14 protein-coding genes and 1 riboswitch are annotated in these 17209 nt (G+C 45.3%); of the genes, 4 read left to right on the forward strand and 10 right to left on the reverse strand.

The features are described from left to right. Nucleotides 1-3 precede the first annotated feature (3 nt). Both ABUE30_RS06490 and ABUE30_RS06495 read left to right on the forward strand, forming a co-directional pair. Nucleotides 4-1443: a 6-phospho-beta-glucosidase gene (locus tag ABUE30_RS06490; protein ID WP_408622899.1), complete on the forward strand. Its 1440-nt coding sequence runs from the start codon at nt 4-6 to the stop codon at nt 1441-1443. A 70-nt stretch (nt 1444-1513) separates the two neighbouring features. After that, a complete protein-coding gene (locus tag ABUE30_RS06495; RefSeq protein ID WP_408622900.1) occupies nt 1514-2542 on the forward strand; it encodes a LacI family DNA-binding transcriptional regulator in 1029 nt (342 codons plus the stop codon). A 26-nt stretch (nt 2543-2568) separates the two neighbouring features. On the opposite strand, the gene ABUE30_RS06500 is transcribed toward ABUE30_RS06495, so the two are convergent. After that, nucleotides 2569-3585, reverse strand: coding sequence for an adenosine deaminase (locus ABUE30_RS06500; protein ID WP_408622901.1), 1017 nt, complete (start codon nt 3583-3585; stop codon nt 2569-2571). A 314-nt stretch (nt 3586-3899) separates the two neighbouring features. Next, nucleotides 3900-3999: riboswitch (purine riboswitch) on the reverse strand. Between the two features lie 393 nt (nt 4000-4392). Between ABUE30_RS06500 and ABUE30_RS06505 the strand changes: the two genes are divergently transcribed. Further along, complete coding sequence (locus ABUE30_RS06505; protein ID WP_408622902.1) at nt 4393-4869, forward strand: hypothetical protein; 477 nt, start codon at nt 4393-4395, stop codon at nt 4867-4869. Between the two features lie 53 nt (nt 4870-4922). Here ABUE30_RS06505 and rraB read toward each other — a convergent pair whose 3' ends face one another. From rraB to nudF, 9 genes are all read right to left on the reverse strand, one after another. Further along, nucleotides 4923-5312, reverse strand: coding sequence for a ribonuclease E inhibitor RraB (rraB, locus tag ABUE30_RS06510; protein ID WP_408622904.1), 390 nt, complete (start codon nt 5310-5312; stop codon nt 4923-4925). A 1-nt stretch (nt 5313) separates the two neighbouring features. Beyond that, entirely contained in the window at nt 5314-6078 is a 765-nt protein-coding gene (locus ABUE30_RS06515) for a 1-acylglycerol-3-phosphate O-acyltransferase (RefSeq protein ID WP_408622905.1), read from the reverse strand. Between the two features lie 104 nt (nt 6079-6182). Beyond that, nucleotides 6183-8468, reverse strand: coding sequence for a DNA topoisomerase IV subunit A (gene parC / locus ABUE30_RS06520; RefSeq protein ID WP_408622906.1), 2286 nt, complete (start codon nt 8466-8468; stop codon nt 6183-6185). 55 nt (nt 8469-8523) lie between these two features. Further along, nucleotides 8524-10917 carry a putative bifunctional diguanylate cyclase/phosphodiesterase gene (locus ABUE30_RS06525; protein ID WP_408622907.1) on the reverse strand — a complete coding sequence of 798 codons (2394 nt, stop codon included), beginning with the start codon at nt 10915-10917 and terminating at the stop codon, nt 8524-8526. Between the two features lie 12 nt (nt 10918-10929). Further along, nucleotides 10930-12822, reverse strand: a complete 1893-nt coding sequence (parE, locus tag ABUE30_RS06530; RefSeq protein ID WP_408622908.1) for a DNA topoisomerase IV subunit B — start codon at nt 12820-12822, stop codon at nt 10930-10932. A gap of 5 nt (nt 12823-12827) precedes the next feature. After that, nucleotides 12828-13412: a YqiA/YcfP family alpha/beta fold hydrolase gene (locus tag ABUE30_RS06535; protein ID WP_408622909.1), complete on the reverse strand. Its 585-nt coding sequence runs from the start codon at nt 13410-13412 to the stop codon at nt 12828-12830. Between the two features lie 50 nt (nt 13413-13462). After that, entirely contained in the window at nt 13463-14290 is an 828-nt protein-coding gene (gene cpdA / locus ABUE30_RS06540) for a 3',5'-cyclic-AMP phosphodiesterase (protein WP_408622910.1), read from the reverse strand. Nucleotides 14291-14343: 53 nt separating this feature from the next. Continuing rightward, nucleotides 14344-14787, reverse strand: a complete 444-nt coding sequence (locus ABUE30_RS06545) for a DUF1249 domain-containing protein (RefSeq protein WP_408623196.1) — start codon at nt 14785-14787, stop codon at nt 14344-14346. 20 nt (nt 14788-14807) lie between these two features. Beyond that, the gene (nudF, locus tag ABUE30_RS06550) at nt 14808-15455 is read right to left on the reverse strand and encodes an ADP-ribose diphosphatase (RefSeq protein ID WP_408622911.1); all 648 of its coding nucleotides are present in this window, start codon (nt 15453-15455) and stop codon (nt 14808-14810) included. Between the two features lie 210 nt (nt 15456-15665). On the opposite strand from nudF, the gene tolC reads away from it, so the two are divergent. Then, nucleotides 15666-17060 carry an outer membrane channel protein TolC gene (gene tolC, locus ABUE30_RS06555; RefSeq protein ID WP_408622912.1) on the forward strand — a complete coding sequence of 465 codons (1395 nt, stop codon included), beginning with the start codon at nt 15666-15668 and terminating at the stop codon, nt 17058-17060. Nucleotides 17061-17209: the final 149 nt, after the last annotated feature.

Raw genomic sequence — 17209 nt, forward strand, 5'->3', positions numbered from 1 at the left:
TATATGAGTCAACAATTACCAGATGATTTTTTATGGGGCGGCGCAGTCGCAGCACATCAACTTGAAGGCGGCTGGGATCAAGATGGGAAAGGCCCTAGTATTATTGATGTTGTCACCGGTGGAAACGTTAACACAGCTCGACACATTGATCAAAAAATTGACACTCATGCATTTTACCCAAACCATGAAGCAGTCGACTTTTACCATCACTATCGAGAGGATATTCAGCTATTCGCCGAAATGGGCTTTAAGTGTTTTCGAACCAGTATTGCGTGGAGTCGGATCTTCCCACTTGGCGACGAAACAACCCCCAATGAAGCTGGTTTAAAATTCTATGATGATCTATTTGATGAACTTCTTAAGTATGGAATAAAACCCGTTATCACTTTAAGTCATTTTGAGATGCCGCTCCACCTTGCGCAAAAATACGATGGCTGGATGAGCCGCAAGGTATTGGACTGCTTTGTGAACTTTTCAAAAACGGTCATTGAGCGCTACCAACACAAAGTTACATATTGGATGACCTTCAATGAGATCAACAACCAAAAGAATATCGAAAATGAGCTCTTTGGTTGGGTGAACTCAGGGGTTCTATTCAAACAAAAGAGCAAACCCGAAGAGGCGATGTATCAAGCCGCTCACCACCAATTTGTCGCCAGCGCCATCGTGGTTGACTGGGCGCATCAACTCAACCCCGAGCTAAAAATTGGCTGCATGTGCGCCATGGTGCCCTACTACCCTTATTCCTCTAATCCAGATGATGTCATGTTAGCCCATCAACACATGCATGATCGCTATTACTTCTCTGATGTGATGATCAAAGGTCATTACCCAAGCTATGCCAAATGCGAGTGGCAACGTAAGGGATATCACATCGTGATAAGCGAAGATGATGAAGCGATACTCGCAAAAGGCAAAGCGGACTATATGGGACTCAGTTACTACATGTCTAATACCATCAAAGCCGATGTGCAGACATCCATTAGTAATAGCTTAGATGGCAGCAGTAGTGCTTCGGTCAAAAACCCCTATCTCAGTGCCAGCGATTGGGGATGGCAGATTGACCCAGTTGGCCTACGTTACTCCCTAGCCGCACTCTATGAGCGCTATGAAGTGCCACTATTTATTGTCGAAAATGGCTTAGGAGCAAGTGATACCCCGGATGCTAACGGAGAAATCAATGACGATTATCGAATTGATTATCTACGTGCCCACATCGAACAACTCAAAAAGGCAGTGAGCATAGATGGCGTCGATTTGATGGGATATACCCCATGGGGATGTATCGATTTGGTGTCATTTACCACCGGTGAAATGAAAAAACGCTATGGGTTTATCTATGTTGATAAACATGATGATGGTACCGGCACGCTTAAGCGCAAAACGAAGAAGTCATTTCGATGGTATCAACAGGTGATTGCCTCCAACGGTCAGACCCTCTAACATAACCAAACAATAGGTCAGCCTACGGGCTGACTCACTTATCGATGGTTTTAACGAAGATGGATCACTGATGGTTACAATGTTGGATGTTGCCAAACGAGCTGGCGTCTCAAAATCGACGGTCTCACGCGTGCTAAATAGCAAAAATATTGTGAGTAAAGATGTCACTGCCGCGGTCTTTCGCGCCATTGAAGAGACGGGGTATCGGCCTAATTTATTAGCGCGCCAACTCGCCACCCGTCAAACCAACTTAATTGGCTTTGTCATGACCAACTCGCTCTACAATGGCCCCTACTTTTCAACCTTAGTCTATAACGGTGCCAGTTTTAGTGAACAGCATCACCATCAGTTGGTGTTAGCCGATGGGAAACATAGCGCTCAAGATGAGCTCAATGCCATCCATTTTTTGCTCGACATGAAATGTGCTGGCGTCATTGTCTACCCACAGTTTTTAACCGCAAAGCAGTTATCTGAAGTAAAACAAAGCAGCCAAACCCCAATCATTGTTATCAATCGAGATATAGTCGGTCAAACCTGTATTACCATGGATCATTACGGATGCAGCGAAAAGCTGAGCGAATATATACTCAGTCAAGGCCACCAGCGCATCGCTTTTATACAAGGTCATCCTGATTCGCCCAGCAGTTTACAACGTTTTGCAGCATTTAAAGCAGTCTTGAAAGCACACCAGCTTGAGGTCAATCCCAATTGGGTTGCACAGGGGGATTGGTCGCCTGAAAGCGGTTATCAAGCGGCACAACAATTGTTAGCGCATCGAGGAGAATTTACAGCCTTAATTGCCGGTAATGACGATATGGCGATCGGAGCAATGAAGGCATTTCAACAAATTGGGATCAGATTGCCTGATGAGCTGTCCATCGCTAGCTTTGATAATACTGTCATGGGACAGTTTTATACACCGGCATTAACCAGTGTGAAGATGCCCCTTGAGCAAATGATGCAGCAAGCCATCCGCCATTTAGCGACGCGTGAGCCACTTAGCTCATCGCCTCTTTTAGGACAATTGATCGTGCGTGATTCAGTGCAAAAGCCTCTAAATATTGCCCCAAACACTAAGCCATCACTACAGAGCAGTTGACGGCCTAGAACTTGGTGAAAATAAACTTAATTGATCGACTGACTGATGGCTAAATAGCCTTCAACTTGCTCCGCTAACCGCGCTTTCGTATCCGCATCAATGAAACTGGCTGCAATCGCATTAAAGGTAAACTGTGCGATCTGTGCTTTAGTCAGTGGAAACGCCTCAACAACTGACCAAAAGTTGTCATTCATATATCCACCAAAATAGGCTGGATCATCTGAGTTGATGGTCACACACAAACCATGATTAAGCAGCTCAACAATATTATGTTCACTCATCTGCTTAAATACTTTTAACTTGATATTCGACAGCGGACAGACTGTCAGTGGCATTTGCGTTTGGGCAAGCATCTGCACTAACTGCGCATCGTCAACGCAGCGTACGCCGTGATCCACTCGCGTCACGCCAAGCAAATTAATCGCATCATGAATATTGCTAGCAGGGCCTTCTTCTCCGGCATGGGCAACGGTTTTAAAACCAAGTTCGAGCGCTTTAGCAAACACGTTGGCGAATTTTTCGGGTGGATGGCCCAGTTCTGATGAGTCCAACCCAACGCCAATAATTTCACCACGATAAGGGAGTGCTTGCTGTAGCGTTGCAAATGCACTGGCCTCATCTAAATGGCGCAAGAAACACATGATCAACACACTGCTGATACCCAGTTGCTCTTCAGCTTGCTTTAAAGCGCGGTTAATCCCGCGGATCACCGTATCAAAGGCAACGCCGCGCTGTGTATGTGTTTGTGGATCAAAAAATATTTCGGTATGCACAACGCGATCCACTTGGCAGCGTAATAGATAATGCCAAGTCAAATCAAAGAAGTCTTGCTCATGCAATAACACATTGGCACCTTGATAATAGATATCCAAAAATGATTGCAGATTGGTAAATTGATACGCTTGGCGCACCGCCTCCGGAGAGCTAAATGGAATCGCCACTTGATTACGTTTAGCCAATTCAAACATCAACTCAGGTTCTAACGTCCCTTCGATATGCAGGTGCAGTTCAACCTTCGGCAATCGTTCTACAAACTCTCTCATGTTGCGTCCTCTAACAACTTATTAATCAAATTAAAGCTTGAAATGACCCAAAGCATAAATCATGCACGTTAGCATAAGCTAAACATACCCTTAACTGGTTACTCGATCGCATTAGCTGTGATCACCATGCTATCCAAGCTGCACTCAAGAGAGGCGAAGGGTCGATTCATCTAAGACAGCAATTTGCATTTTGGGCCGCATCAAGCTCATCATTTAGGTCACGTTAATATTATAGAGGTGCTTTCTAATTGACCGTTACAAAGAGAAAAGCACCACCCCATGAGACTGTCGCGTCAGCTAGCGCCAGCCTTTGGGATTTATACTTTGCTCTTCGTAATCAGAATTTTGCGGATTCTGGTAGAGACCCCCACACCTTATTAGTGGGGTTATACGAAGATAGCTTATTGGACAATACGCTTATTCACTCTTGGCATCGCACCAAGCTATGGGAAAAACTTTACCTGAACATTCACTCAAACGATAGTATTTTTCTTATCTACGCGCTAACAAACTTTTTACATCACATACTTTTCATGGCACTACAAATGCCATTTTACGATCGGCGATTAGCTCCAAGTCCTTAACGCCAAAGCATCAAGCAAGATGGGTGAAGCGCAAAACCACTGCATAAACAACCGCCGCATGGATATGCTCGTCCTATGAGTCTATTTACCACATAAAACAATAGAGGCTCTTAGCCCTTGGTCCAAATACCTTAGATGTAAATAAATATTAACTTATAACATATTAAATTCACAAATGTTTGCTACGGTAAATGAGAATACCCTGTAGATTGAGGATGTCATTGTGGCTAACCAAGTACTTTTTTTATCTGCCTGTGAAGATGGCCGCAGTCGTATCGCTGAGGACTACTTCAACCAATGGTGCTTAATTCTACATCTTCCCTATCAAGCCGAATGCCGAATTCTAACAAGCGGTCTCAATCAACAAACAGCGACCACACTGAGCAGCCAAATTCGTCAGCTATTGCTAGGTATCACCCCACGATCACCGACTAACGAGCTAGCATGGCTCAAAGCCAGCTATCAGGAATTGCTCGATGCCAGTTATTTATTCGCTTTAGATCAATTTAAACCAAACTCACTGATCGAGTATTGCTACCCAGAGTTGGCTGGCAAAGTGCGCTATTTAGATATGGGGGATGAAGAGATAGAGCTGGTATCTATCACCACCGATCACATGATGAATCAAATTGACCAATGGATAGCAGAGCTTGCCAGACAAAACGAAGCACCTTTAAAACTGCATCCACAATGGCAATGAGGGCCACCAATTCGGTAGCCCTCAATATAACAATAGGATCATTCTAGATGAGGCTAGTCATCATCTTCAAATGACTCGTCATCATCAAAGTCTTCATCACCTTCAAAGTAGGTGCCCCAGCCGTCATAGAATACTGATTCATTCGCAACTAACGCCGCTAACTTTTCAATATCTAATTTGATTTGCTCGCCTTCCAGCGCCATTTCAATGATGACATCAAAACTCATGACTTTAGCACCATCATCAAGTTCGATTTCTTCAGCATCAGTGACATCGAAGCCGGCTTTAAAGCAATTGACAGCGGCTTTTTCCAAGGCTTGAAAATCGCGACTGGCGAAGTGATGTTCAATCGTATAAATCGCATCAGGATCACTGCCATCATCCAACAACTCTTGAATAATCGCATCGGTTTCATCCTGCCACTGCAACGTGTTATTTTCCAACTTATATTCCTTTTAACTGAGAGGCTGTACACCCTTCATAATCGGCGGCGTCACCACGAGCCTCGACCGTTAATTGATAGATCCGCTGCTCCATCGTTTGATGTAACTGAACGATTTCATCACGAACCTGATGTTTCGGCCACTGTAGACAATCGATAGGCTCACCGACTTCAACGATGACCGTGCCATTGTGCCAACGATTCAATTTAACCTGTTCATGGGTCGATGAACAACACACTGGAACAATCGGTTGTTCCGCCTTACGAGCTAACTGGAATGCCCCCGCTTTAAATGGCAACAACCCTTTGCCGTAACTGCGCGTCCCTTCAGGGAACATCCAAACTGAAAGCTTTCGCTCATCCATCTTAGCGGCTGATTGGCGCAGCGTCTCAGCCGCGCGAGCCTTTTTATCTCGGTTGATGAGGATATTGCCCGTCAACCAATAAATCTGGCCAAATAAGGGGATCCAAACCAAGCTTTTTTTGCCGATGGTCACAACCCCAGGGCGCAGCGCATAGGGTAAGGTGATCATGTCATAAGTACTTTGATGATTCGAAATATACACGGCTTGTTTGGGAAGTGCGGCTTTATTGGTATAACGCACTTGAACTTTCACCCCAAGAATATAACTAAACCATGCGAACAGGCGACCAAAGTAAAATACCGAGTTACGATGACGAGGACGAATCACTCCATACAAACAGGCTGAAACAAAAATAACGATCAACCCGATACCCATTAGGATAAACCGAACAAAAGCGAGCATAAATTAGGACCTTAAATAACAAGGGGTGCGAGTATACGCGTCGATTAAATGACCAACAAGAGCCGTTTGGCCAATCGACGCTTTAAAATCTGTCGATCAACGATCTAATCGACCGTTGGACCACTATCATGAGTGCTAGGTTCAATCAACAGTTCATCAACTCGTTGTAATCCCCGAGGAAGTTTATTGCCTCGTCGACCTCGCTCACCTTGATAATGTTCCAAATCGGACGGTTTAAGCGTTAATTTTCGTTTACCCGCCCAAATAGTCACACTGGCATCTTTGGGCACCACCGTCATCACCTTCACAAATTCTTCGCGATTTTTGACTCGAGCCGATGGAATACCGATGATCTTATTTCCTTTCCCTTTGGCTAACTCAGGCAAGCTTGTCAGTGGGAATAGTAACATCCGCCCTTCATTGGTGATCGCCAAACATTGATCGTGCGCTAGCATCGTAACAGGGATCGGTGTCATCACTTTAGAGCCAGTAGGCAAGGTTAACAACGCCTTCCCATTACGCGTTTTACTGATCATATCAGAGAATTTACAGATAAATCCGTAGCCGGCATCACTACTTAAGACAAAGAGCTGGTCATCCGATTCAGCGCTCACAACATGGGTAAACATCTCTCCTGCGACCAAATCAAAACGTCCAGTTAAGGGCTCTCCTTGACTGCGAGCAGAGGGGAGTGTGTGTGGCAATAGCGAAAAGCTTCGCCCTGAGCTGTCAACAAAGACCACCGGTTGATTGCTTTTGCCGTTGACGCTATCCAGATATTGATCACCTGACTTATAACTTAAACCCGCCGCATCAATATCATGCCCTTTGGCACTGCGTGCCCAACCCATCTGAGAGAGCACCACTGTAATCGGTTCAGCGGGCACTAAGTCTTTCTCTTTGAGTGCCTTCGATTCACTGCGTTCAACTAGCGGTGAACGGCGATCATCACCGTATTTTTCAGCATCACTGAGCAATTCTTTTTTGATCAAGGTATTTAAGCGCCGCTCAGAACCCAGTAGTTTTTCTAACTTTTGACGCTCTTCATCTAACTCATCTTGCTCAGAGCGGATCTTCACTTCTTCTAATTTGGCTAACTGGCGCAGTTTAATTTCGAGGATCGCCTCAGCTTGTTTCGCCGATAACGAAAAGCGCTCCATCAATGCCATTTTAGGGTTGTCTTCGCCGCGAATGATCGCAATGATTTCATCGATATTTAAAAACGCAACCAACAACCCCTCTAAGATATGCAAGCGCGCGAGTACTTTATCTAAGCGAAATTGCAGACGCCGGCGCACGACGTCACGGCGATAGGTGAGCCATTCGGTCAAGATCGCTAATAGATTTTTAACCCGCGGACGACGATCTAAGCCGAGCATATTCAAATTCACTCGGTAGTTTCTCTCCAAATCGGTGGATGCAAACAGATGATCCATCAACATTGGAATATCGACCCGGCTGGAGCGCGGGGTGATCACAATACGAGTAGGGTTTTCATGATCGCCTTCATCACGTAAATCTGCCACCATTGGCAGTTTCTTAGCCTGCATTTGGCCGGCGATCTGCTCTAAAATTTTAGCACCAGAGGTTTGATGAGGCAGCGCCATGATGACAATTTCACCATCTTCTTCTGTATAGACAGCCCGCATTCTTAAACTGCCGCGCCCAGTTTGATAAATTTTCTCAATATCTTTAATCGGGGTAATAATCTCAGCATTAGTTGGATAATCAGGCCCCTTGATAAAGGTAAGCAGATCGCTAAGCTGCGCCTTTGGATTATCTAATAGATGCGCACATGCATTCGCAACTTCTCGCGCATTATGCGGCGGAATATCCGTTGCCATCCCGACGGCGATCCCCGTCACACCATTAAGCAATATATGGGGTAACCGCGCGGGTAACGTCAACGGTTCAAGCAGTTCGCCATCAAAGTTGGGGCCCCATTCAACCGTTCCTTGAGCAAGCTCACTTAAAAGCACCTCGGAAAACTTAGATAAACGCGCCTCGGTATAACGCATCGCAGCAAATGACTTCGGATCATCGGGTGCTCCCCAGTTGCCTTGCCCGTCAACTAACGGATAGCGATACGAAAATGACTGAGCCATCAAAACCATGGCTTCATAACAGGCTGAATCACCATGTGGATGATATTTACCCAACACATCACCCACTGTACGTGCCGATTTTTTATATTTAGCGGCTGCCGAAAGGCCAAGCTCTGACATCGCATAGATAATCCGCCGTTGTACTGGCTTTAGGCCATCACTGATATGTGGTAACGCCCGATCCATGATCACATACATCGAATAATTTAAATAAGCCTGCTCGGTAAATGTCCGCATCGGCTGGCGTTCAATACCTTCCAGACTGAGATCAGCCATATCACTCATGGTGAAACACCTTTTCTTGTTCTAAATAGGGAGACTGGGGAAAACCCAGAAAATACTAATGAGGGCGTAATGATAACACTTGTGCACTGCGTTGCGTTGACCAGATTTGCTCAGCAGGCATCGGTTTACCAATGTAATACCCCTGCGAGAAATCAACCCCTAGGCCCTGTAATTCATGATAAAGAGCTGAACTTTCGACAAATTCGGCCACCGTTAACAGCCCCAAATCATGAGCTATTCGGCACAACGAGCGCACAAAATAACGGTTTTTAGTATTATCGATAATATCGCGAACAAACGAGCCATCAATTTTAACGTAATCAAGTGGCAATTCACGTAATGAATGAAATGAGGAGTAACCCACCCCAAAATCATCGAGAGAAATCGCACACCCAAGATCTTTTAAGATCTGAATATGTGCTTGTGCCATCTTAAGATTAGGCAGCGCCGCTGTTTCGGTGATTTCAAAAATGATCAGTTCACCGGGCAGTGAGCGGTGCTCAACTTCATAGGCTATCTGCGCTATCACATGCTCAGAGCAAAATGACCGAGCTGATAAATTGATCGCCAAACGATCGCGATGATGGTGGCGAAAATTATCCTCAAGCTGGTCAAATGCACAGCGAATCACCCACAGGTCAATATCACTGATATAGCCATTTTTCTCGGCTGCAAGGATCAACTCATAAGGCGAAATCAATTGTTGATTATCGCCGCGCACACGTAACAACACTTCATAATGACGGATCTCTTGGATGCGGTTGTCATAAATAGGTTGGTAGTGCAAAACCATTTGCCCACGCTCAATAGCATGCTGCGCCAAATCGAGCCAATAATGGAGCTGAACCACATCACCACCACTTTGATTATCAACTTGATAGAATACCGAGCAGTGTTTACCTTGTGATTTCGCCTGAAACAAGCAGATATCGGCTTTACTCATCAAACTATTATAACTGTTACCATGTTCGGGGCCCAAGACCACGCCGATACTCGCCGAGGCGGTATGGATCGCCGAATGACCAGGCACTCTAATTTCACCGATCAACTTATTGAGCCGCTGCGCCATATTTTTTGACAAAATGCTATCGGCTTGCTGGATAAACAAGCCAAATTGATCGCCGCTGATGCGAGAAATAATCGCATTTTCCGGTAACAGACGTTTCAACATTTGCGCGACTTGTTGGATCATCTGATCACCGGTGTTATGACCACTTAGTTCATTCACATAACGAAAGTTGTCCAAATCAAGCAGCATCAAACATCCTGGTATGTATGATTCCAGCTGTTGATTGATCAGCTTTTCAAATTCACGGCGATTCGGCAGTTGCGTCAAATGATCATGTCCCGCCAACCATTCTAGTTCATCAGCACGGCTTTTTAGTTGCCGCTCTAAGCGTTCCAATTGGTAAGATAATTGCGTTGCAGCCTGCCCGAGCTGATCCGACTCATCAACAATCCGCCCTTGCCGTTGTTGGGCCACTGCTTGCCGAAATTGTCGATAATTTGAGCTAGCCAGCATCGGCAAACATTGCGTTAACCAACGGATACGTAGCAAAGGTCTGCGCAACAACAGCATCAACATCAATACCGCGATCAGTAATGAGCCGAGACCATAGAGCAAATTATTGCGATTGGCCTGACGAAAATGTGCCACTAAGCCATTAATCGAATGAAATTGAACGAAAAAAATGGGTATGTTGCTGGTGGTATTGCTTAATCGAAAACTGATCAATTCAACCACCCCGTTGGGGGTAATCAGATCAGCAAGCCCTTGCTGCAAGGCGCGCCGGGTCATCTTGTCAATTAACAGTCCCAGAGAGCGATCGATTTTGCTGCTAGAGTAGAGTAACGCAATTCGGTCATGCGCTTGGATCCCCACGAGCATATTCTGTGGCTGATCGCCGATATAACTGTCATATAAACGCTGCGCATCGAGGCCATAGATCACCGTATATTGTTGCTCCACGATTGACAGCCGAGTTTTAAAATAGACCTCACAATGTGATGCACAATCCAATAACCAAGGCTTAGAGTGGTGATTACCGCGGGGATTTTCAAACCAATCTAATATTTTATCACTCACGGGACGAGTGCCCTGGCTCATCAGTCGATGATGATTTTTATCGATAACCACCATATTCAGTAATGGGTGGTGATAACTCTGCTGCAATTGTAGCCAAAGCAGCTCGGCATTTTTAAATGGCTTCGCAACAGGTTGCTCCGCAAATTTGGCGCGGCTAATCAATTGCAGCTGTTGGTGAACATCAGCATAGTGCTGAAAAAAAAGCTTTTTCTCATGTTGGATCGTTTCACTTCGCTCAATTTCAAAGAAACTGCGAATATTGTAATAGTTCAGAGCCACTAATCCTGAAAAAATCAGTATCAATAACCCTGATAAAACAAACAAGGTTTGATGTAAAACGCCCAGAGAAATACTCTTTCCCACGCTCAACTCCGTTTAAACGAGGTCAATGGCCATATTCCCATTCGCTTCCAACCAAATACGTCGATCTGGCGCTCGTTTTTTTGCGAGTAGGCGATCCATTAACTCAATTGTGCCAATATCATCATCAATCGTTAGCTGAACTAATCGGCGAGAATTCGGGTCCATGGTCGTCTCGCGAAGCTGTATTGGGTTCATCTCCCCTAAACCTTTAAACCGCTGCACATTAACCTTACCACGCTTTTTATCCGCTTCGATCCGCGCCAAAATGGTCTCTTTTTCCGATTCATCTAGTGCGTAGAAAACTTCTTTGCCCAAATCGATACGATATAATGGCGGCATGGCTACATAAATATGCCCATGGTCGACAAGGGGACGAAAATGCCGAACAAACAATGCACATAACAACGTTGCAATATGTAAGCCATCGGAGTCGGCATCCGCAAGAATACAGATCTTACCATAGCGCAATTTATCGAGTTGGTCACTGTCTGGATCAATCCCCAATGCGACAGAAATATCATGAATTTCCTGCGACGCCAACACATCAGCGCCATCCACTTCCCACGTATTTAAAATTTTTCCTCGCAGCGGCATAATCGCTTGAAATTCGCGATCGCGCGCCTGTTTAGCACTGCCACCCGCCGAGTCACCTTCCACTAAAAACAGTTCGCCGCGCATTGGATCTTGGGTTGAACAATCCGTTAGTTTACCCGGCAGTGCCGGTCCATTAGTGACTTTTTTGCGGATCACTTTTTTACCCAAACGCATCCGCTTTTGCGCATTACTAATAAAATAGTCTGCAAGTTGCTCAGCCTCAGCCGTATTGGCGTTGAGCCACAGACTAAACGCATCTTTGATCACCCCTGAGACAAACCCAGCCGATTGGCGAGATGATAATCGCTCTTTGGTTTGCCCAGCAAATTGAGGGTCCTGCATCTTAACTGACAAAATGTAACTACAGCGATCCCAAACATCATCAGGGGACAGCTTCAGCTGCCGAGGACACAGATTTCTAAAATCACAAAACTCACGCATGGCATCTAGTAACCCTTGGCGCAGCCCATTCACATGCGTACCACCGAGTGTAGTCGGAATTAGGTTGACATAGCTCTCGCTGGTATTGTCGCCTCCCTCAGGTAGCCAGGTCAGAGCCCAAGCAACGCCTTCATTAGCATGGGCCAATTCGCCACAAAACGGCGTCTGCGGCAGACATTCCCACCCTTCAACGGCTTGGCCCAGGTAGTCACTTAAACCGCCTTCAAAACACCACGTTTGAGTTTCAGCTTTAACTTCATCGACAAACGTAATCGTTAAACCTGGGCACAACACTGCTTTGGCTTTGAGCAGGTGCGCCAAGCGACCCGACGCAAATTTGGCTGAATCAAAATAACAGGGATCAGGCCAAAAATGCACATAAGTTCCGGTATTTCGCTTACCCACTGTGCCTGATACCGTCAATTCTTGAGCTTTGAGCCCCGCTTCAAACGCCATTTTATAGAGCTGTCCATCGCGTTTAACTTCAACCTCAACACGAGTCGACAAGGCATTCACAACCGAGATCCCAACACCATGTAAACCACCCGAAAATTGGTAGTTTTTATTGGAGAATTTGCCCCCGGCATGTAATCGGGTAAAGATCAATTCAACACCGCTGACACCCTGCTCTGGATGAATATCGACGGGCATCCCACGGCCATCATCACTGACTGATAATGACTGATCTTTATATAAGGTCACACTAATATTTTTTGCAAAACCAGCCAAGGCTTCATCGACACTGTTATCGACAACTTCTTGCGCCAAGTGATTGGGCCGGTCGGTTTCGGTATACATACCGGGACGTCGTTTAACCGGATCCAATCCACTTAAAACCTCAATGGCATCAGATGTATATTCATTGGTCATGGTTATTATATCTTTTTGTTGTTAAGTAAAAACTGAATGATTGCCGGCACGTAGCGAGCAAATCCAGCAAACCCATGATTGCCGCCACACTCAATCGTTTGTTTGGTATGGGGATACATTTTCAGCGCTTGCTGAAAATCAAGTAATTCATCGCCTGTTTGCAGGATTAACCACTGCCGCTGAGAACATCGCTCTGGCGCGATTTGCATCTCTTTAAGCTGCTCTAGATGCTTCGTATTCAACCGATATTGCTCTTGGGTCTGGGGATGAATATGCTCACCTAAAAGATTTGTTACAATCGATAGATCTGCCAGAGGGTTAACCAATACAGCGGGTAGCCCACTATCAACTGACGCTTTGGCCGCCATTAACCCACCCATCGAAGCTCCAACAATACCGATTAATTCTCCGGCAAAGGTATCGAGTATCTCACGGATCTGCAACCATGCAGGCTGGGGGTAACAAGCTAATTGAGGGATAAGCAACACTGTATCTGGATTATGTGTCTGTAGATATTGGCGTAAACATGCGCCTTTATACGATTGACTACTTCCTTGATAACCATGGATAAAAAGCAAATAACGCGCCATTTATAATCCTACGACTTAGCAAACCAACAAGGCAAAGCTTTCGCGCTCGCCTAGTATCCTTGCGATTGATTATCAGGCAAAAAAGCTTGACCACTCAGTCGTTTGACCCGAGAACTAATCGTCCCATCAGCTTTCAGTGTAAGGTAGCGATAACCCGGTTGCTGCTGATCAAGCGCAAAATCATCTGATAACGGTAAAAACTGAATACAAGTACTCGGTGATGCAATATAAGCCACACCATCACACTGGTATTCATAATTTTGATGAATATGACCGAACAATACAGCTTTTACATTAGATCGACCTTGCAACACTTGGTGAAAGGCATCCGAATTTTTCAAATTGTGCTGATCCAACCAACGGCACCCAATCAGGCGACTTTGATGATGCATCAACACCAGCGCATTTTTATCTGGATAATCATCCAGCGCGCCCGCTAAAAACTGCAATTGCCCATCACTCAGATAGCCATGTGGCTTCTCCGGCACCTGAGTATCAAGCAAAATCAATTGCCAGTGGTCACTCACTACTTGTTTCGTATCACACACGCCATTCGTTGAAAACGTCTGGCTCATCAACGGCTGCATATCATGGTTGCCAGGTAACCACAAAATCGGCTTTCCTAACGCTTGTACAGTATCCACAAAGCGCTGATAGGAACGAGCACTATGATCTTGAGAAATGTCACCCGTTGCCATGATCCAATCAAAGGCGATCGAGTCGGTTTGGATCTGTGCCACAACCGCTTGCAATGAGGCGAAAGTATTGACACCCAATAGCCCCATCGCCTGATTAGCAAACAGGTGAGTATCAGTCAATTGCAATAGTCGCAGCTCACCATTGGCATCTGCATGTGTAAAGATTTTCTCAAATTCCACAGTCGTTATCTGGCAAAAATAATGGTTATTGGGTCAACATTATCTTATCGTGATTACGCATCAACAGCTACTCGATGCGCTAAACAATAATGCAACCAATCATATAAGAATTGATTGACCTGCTGTTTCTCATCTTGTTGATACATTTGATGATTAGGGTAATCATAGCGTGGTTTAAGCTTGGAAATCTGCTGACTTGAGCACACTTCCGCAAGTGATGCGTCATGGAACAATCTCACAACCATCTCAGGCTCATTGAGTCCAGCGATTGAAGCGCAATATTGCTGGCGAATCGAAAAAACAGAGGTATAGCGAGTCTGCTCGCAGCATTTACACTCAAGTTGCCCCATAAATAGCGGTTTTTGACCTTGCGCCGGACGCAGCGTCAGCCGCTCGCCTACTTCCATATCGGTAGGAAACATCCGACAAAACAGTAGGTAATTCGCCGCATAAATTTGCATCAGCTTATCTAAGTCAACACGATATTTTTTGGCCACAGACTTCAACCCATACTCCTCTATTGAGCTATCTTGGCAAAACCCCAACGCACACGTAATGCATTCACGTTTATCGTTAACCATTGTAACGCAATTAATGCTGCGGCGTTATCAATTCGCCCTGTCTGAGTTAATTCGACCGCGTGAGTTCTATCAAGCACATGTACTAAGATATCTTCGTTTTCATTCGCCAAACCATGGATACCACCGGCCTCACGAGCATCAACTTGAGCCACATATAGATGGATCTGCTCAGTCATCCCACCCGCGCTAGGATAATAGCTATACAACTTTTCAATACGACCGAGGGTCAGTCCTGACTCTTCTTGCGCTTCGCGCTTCGCAACCTCATGGGGGTCTTCACCTTCTTTGTCGAGCATCCCAGCCACCAGTTCTAGCTGCCAAGGTGAGGCGGCTGTGGGATACGCCCCAACACGAAATTGCTCCACCATCACCACTTGATCATGGCTTGGATCATAGAGTAGTACTGCCGCCGCATGGCCTCTGTCTAACACTTCACGCGAAAACCAATCACTCCATCCACCACCAAACAATTTGTGGCGCAGGTGGTAGCGATCAAGTTTGAAAAAACCGCGATACAGAGGTTCAACCGTTTTCATTTGAACATCATCATGCCCAAATTGGGCATGATCAACTAGGTTGTTCATAAGACTCCTTATATATAAAAGATAAGTACTCGAATAAGACCAACAAGGATTGCACAAGCGCGATATAAGATCCTGGATAATTTAATTGCCCAGGCAAACATAAATGCGTACTATACAGCAATATCTAGTATAAAATTGTTTAATACTGTTGCAAAATCCATATACCTTTAATTATTAGTGGTATAACGCCGGGGATAAAAAGGAATCAGAATGAAGCTCAAATTAACGTCCGTCTTGGTCGCAGTCGGTTTAGGCTCATGTGCCTTGAATAGCTATGCTGACAACTTACTTCAAATTTATCAATTAGCTCAACAAAAAGATCCGGTCATTTTACAATCTAAAGCAGAGCGCGATGCCGCGTTTGAGCGGATTAATCAGTCGCAAGCTTCATTATTGCCACAAATTGATTTAAGCGCGGGTTACACCTATAGTACATCCGTTGGTGATTATCAGGCGTCAAAGTACAACAAAGCCAGCGCTGGCCTTAATTTGACGCAGTCAATTTTCTCACAGTCAAATTGGATCAACTTAGGCATCTCTGAGAAGTCCGCGACTGAACAAGCGGCGCTCTATGGTTATCAGCAACAAGACCTGATGATTCGGGTTGCAACGGCTTATTTTAATGTGCTGCGGGCAATCGACGATTTATCCTATGTGCGGGCGAATAAAGATGCCGTTAAACGTCAGTTGGATCAAACTCAACAGCAATATAAAGTAGGTTTATCCCCCGTTACGGATGTCAACGAAGCGCAAGCGGAATATGACCGAACAGTAGCCCAAGAGATCCAATCAGAAAACTCACTCGACAATAGCTATGAAGCGGTACGTAAAATCGTCGGAATGATCCCGCGTAATTTAGAATTGCTTGATACCGAATCATTTGATCCGGCGCCCCTGCAACATGAAGGGCAATATTGGATGAACGCAGCATCGAACAAAAACTTACAACTAAATGCAGAGCGCATTGCCAAACAGATTTCGGAACAAAAAATCAGCTTAGCGCAGAGCGATCATCTTCCAAGCCTGTCATTAACAGGTGGACTGAGCACGCAGGATAAATATTATCGTAATGATGCGATCAATGACACCGCGAGTGACGCAGGTCACGCCGATGCCGCCAGTGTTGGTTTAGAATTCTCAATGCCGCTGTATCAAGGTGGTGAAGTGAATTCAAAAGTGCGTGAAGCTCGCTATAACTACGTTTCGGCCTCTCAAACATTAGATCAAACCTACCGGACCGTACAAAGTAATCTGAATAGTACCTACAACGACGTTCGGGCCAACTTAAGCTCTATCGCCGCCTATAAACAAGCGGTAAAATCGTCGCTCAGTGCATTGAAAGCAACAGAAGCGGGCTTTGAAGTTGGAACTCGCACCATTGTTGATGTACAAGATGCTACGAGTAATCTTTATCAAGCCAAAGAAGAACTTGCTGGTTCTCGATATGATTACATCATCAATATGTTGACCTTGAAGCAGCTTGCTGGCACCTTGAAACTGAGTGATTTAGAAGGTATCAACGCACTCTTGTATAAACCTAAACAGCAGATCCCGGTCCAGCCTGCCGCACCCAGCCTTAGCAGCTCTGCGCAAAAGACCAAATAAATAGGTGATGTGAGCTAGCGCTGCGCCGACATATCATTGCAAACCAGCACGTATTGTTACGTGCTGGTTTTTTTACATTTCCCACAAACTTTCAACACACCTTCTACTGCCTTCCACTTCAATATAAACCGAATACATGCATCACGCCC

The organism is Celerinatantimonas yamalensis (assembly GCF_046054155.1).
Taxonomy (GTDB): domain Bacteria; phylum Pseudomonadota; class Gammaproteobacteria; order Enterobacterales; family Celerinatantimonadaceae; genus Celerinatantimonas; species Celerinatantimonas yamalensis.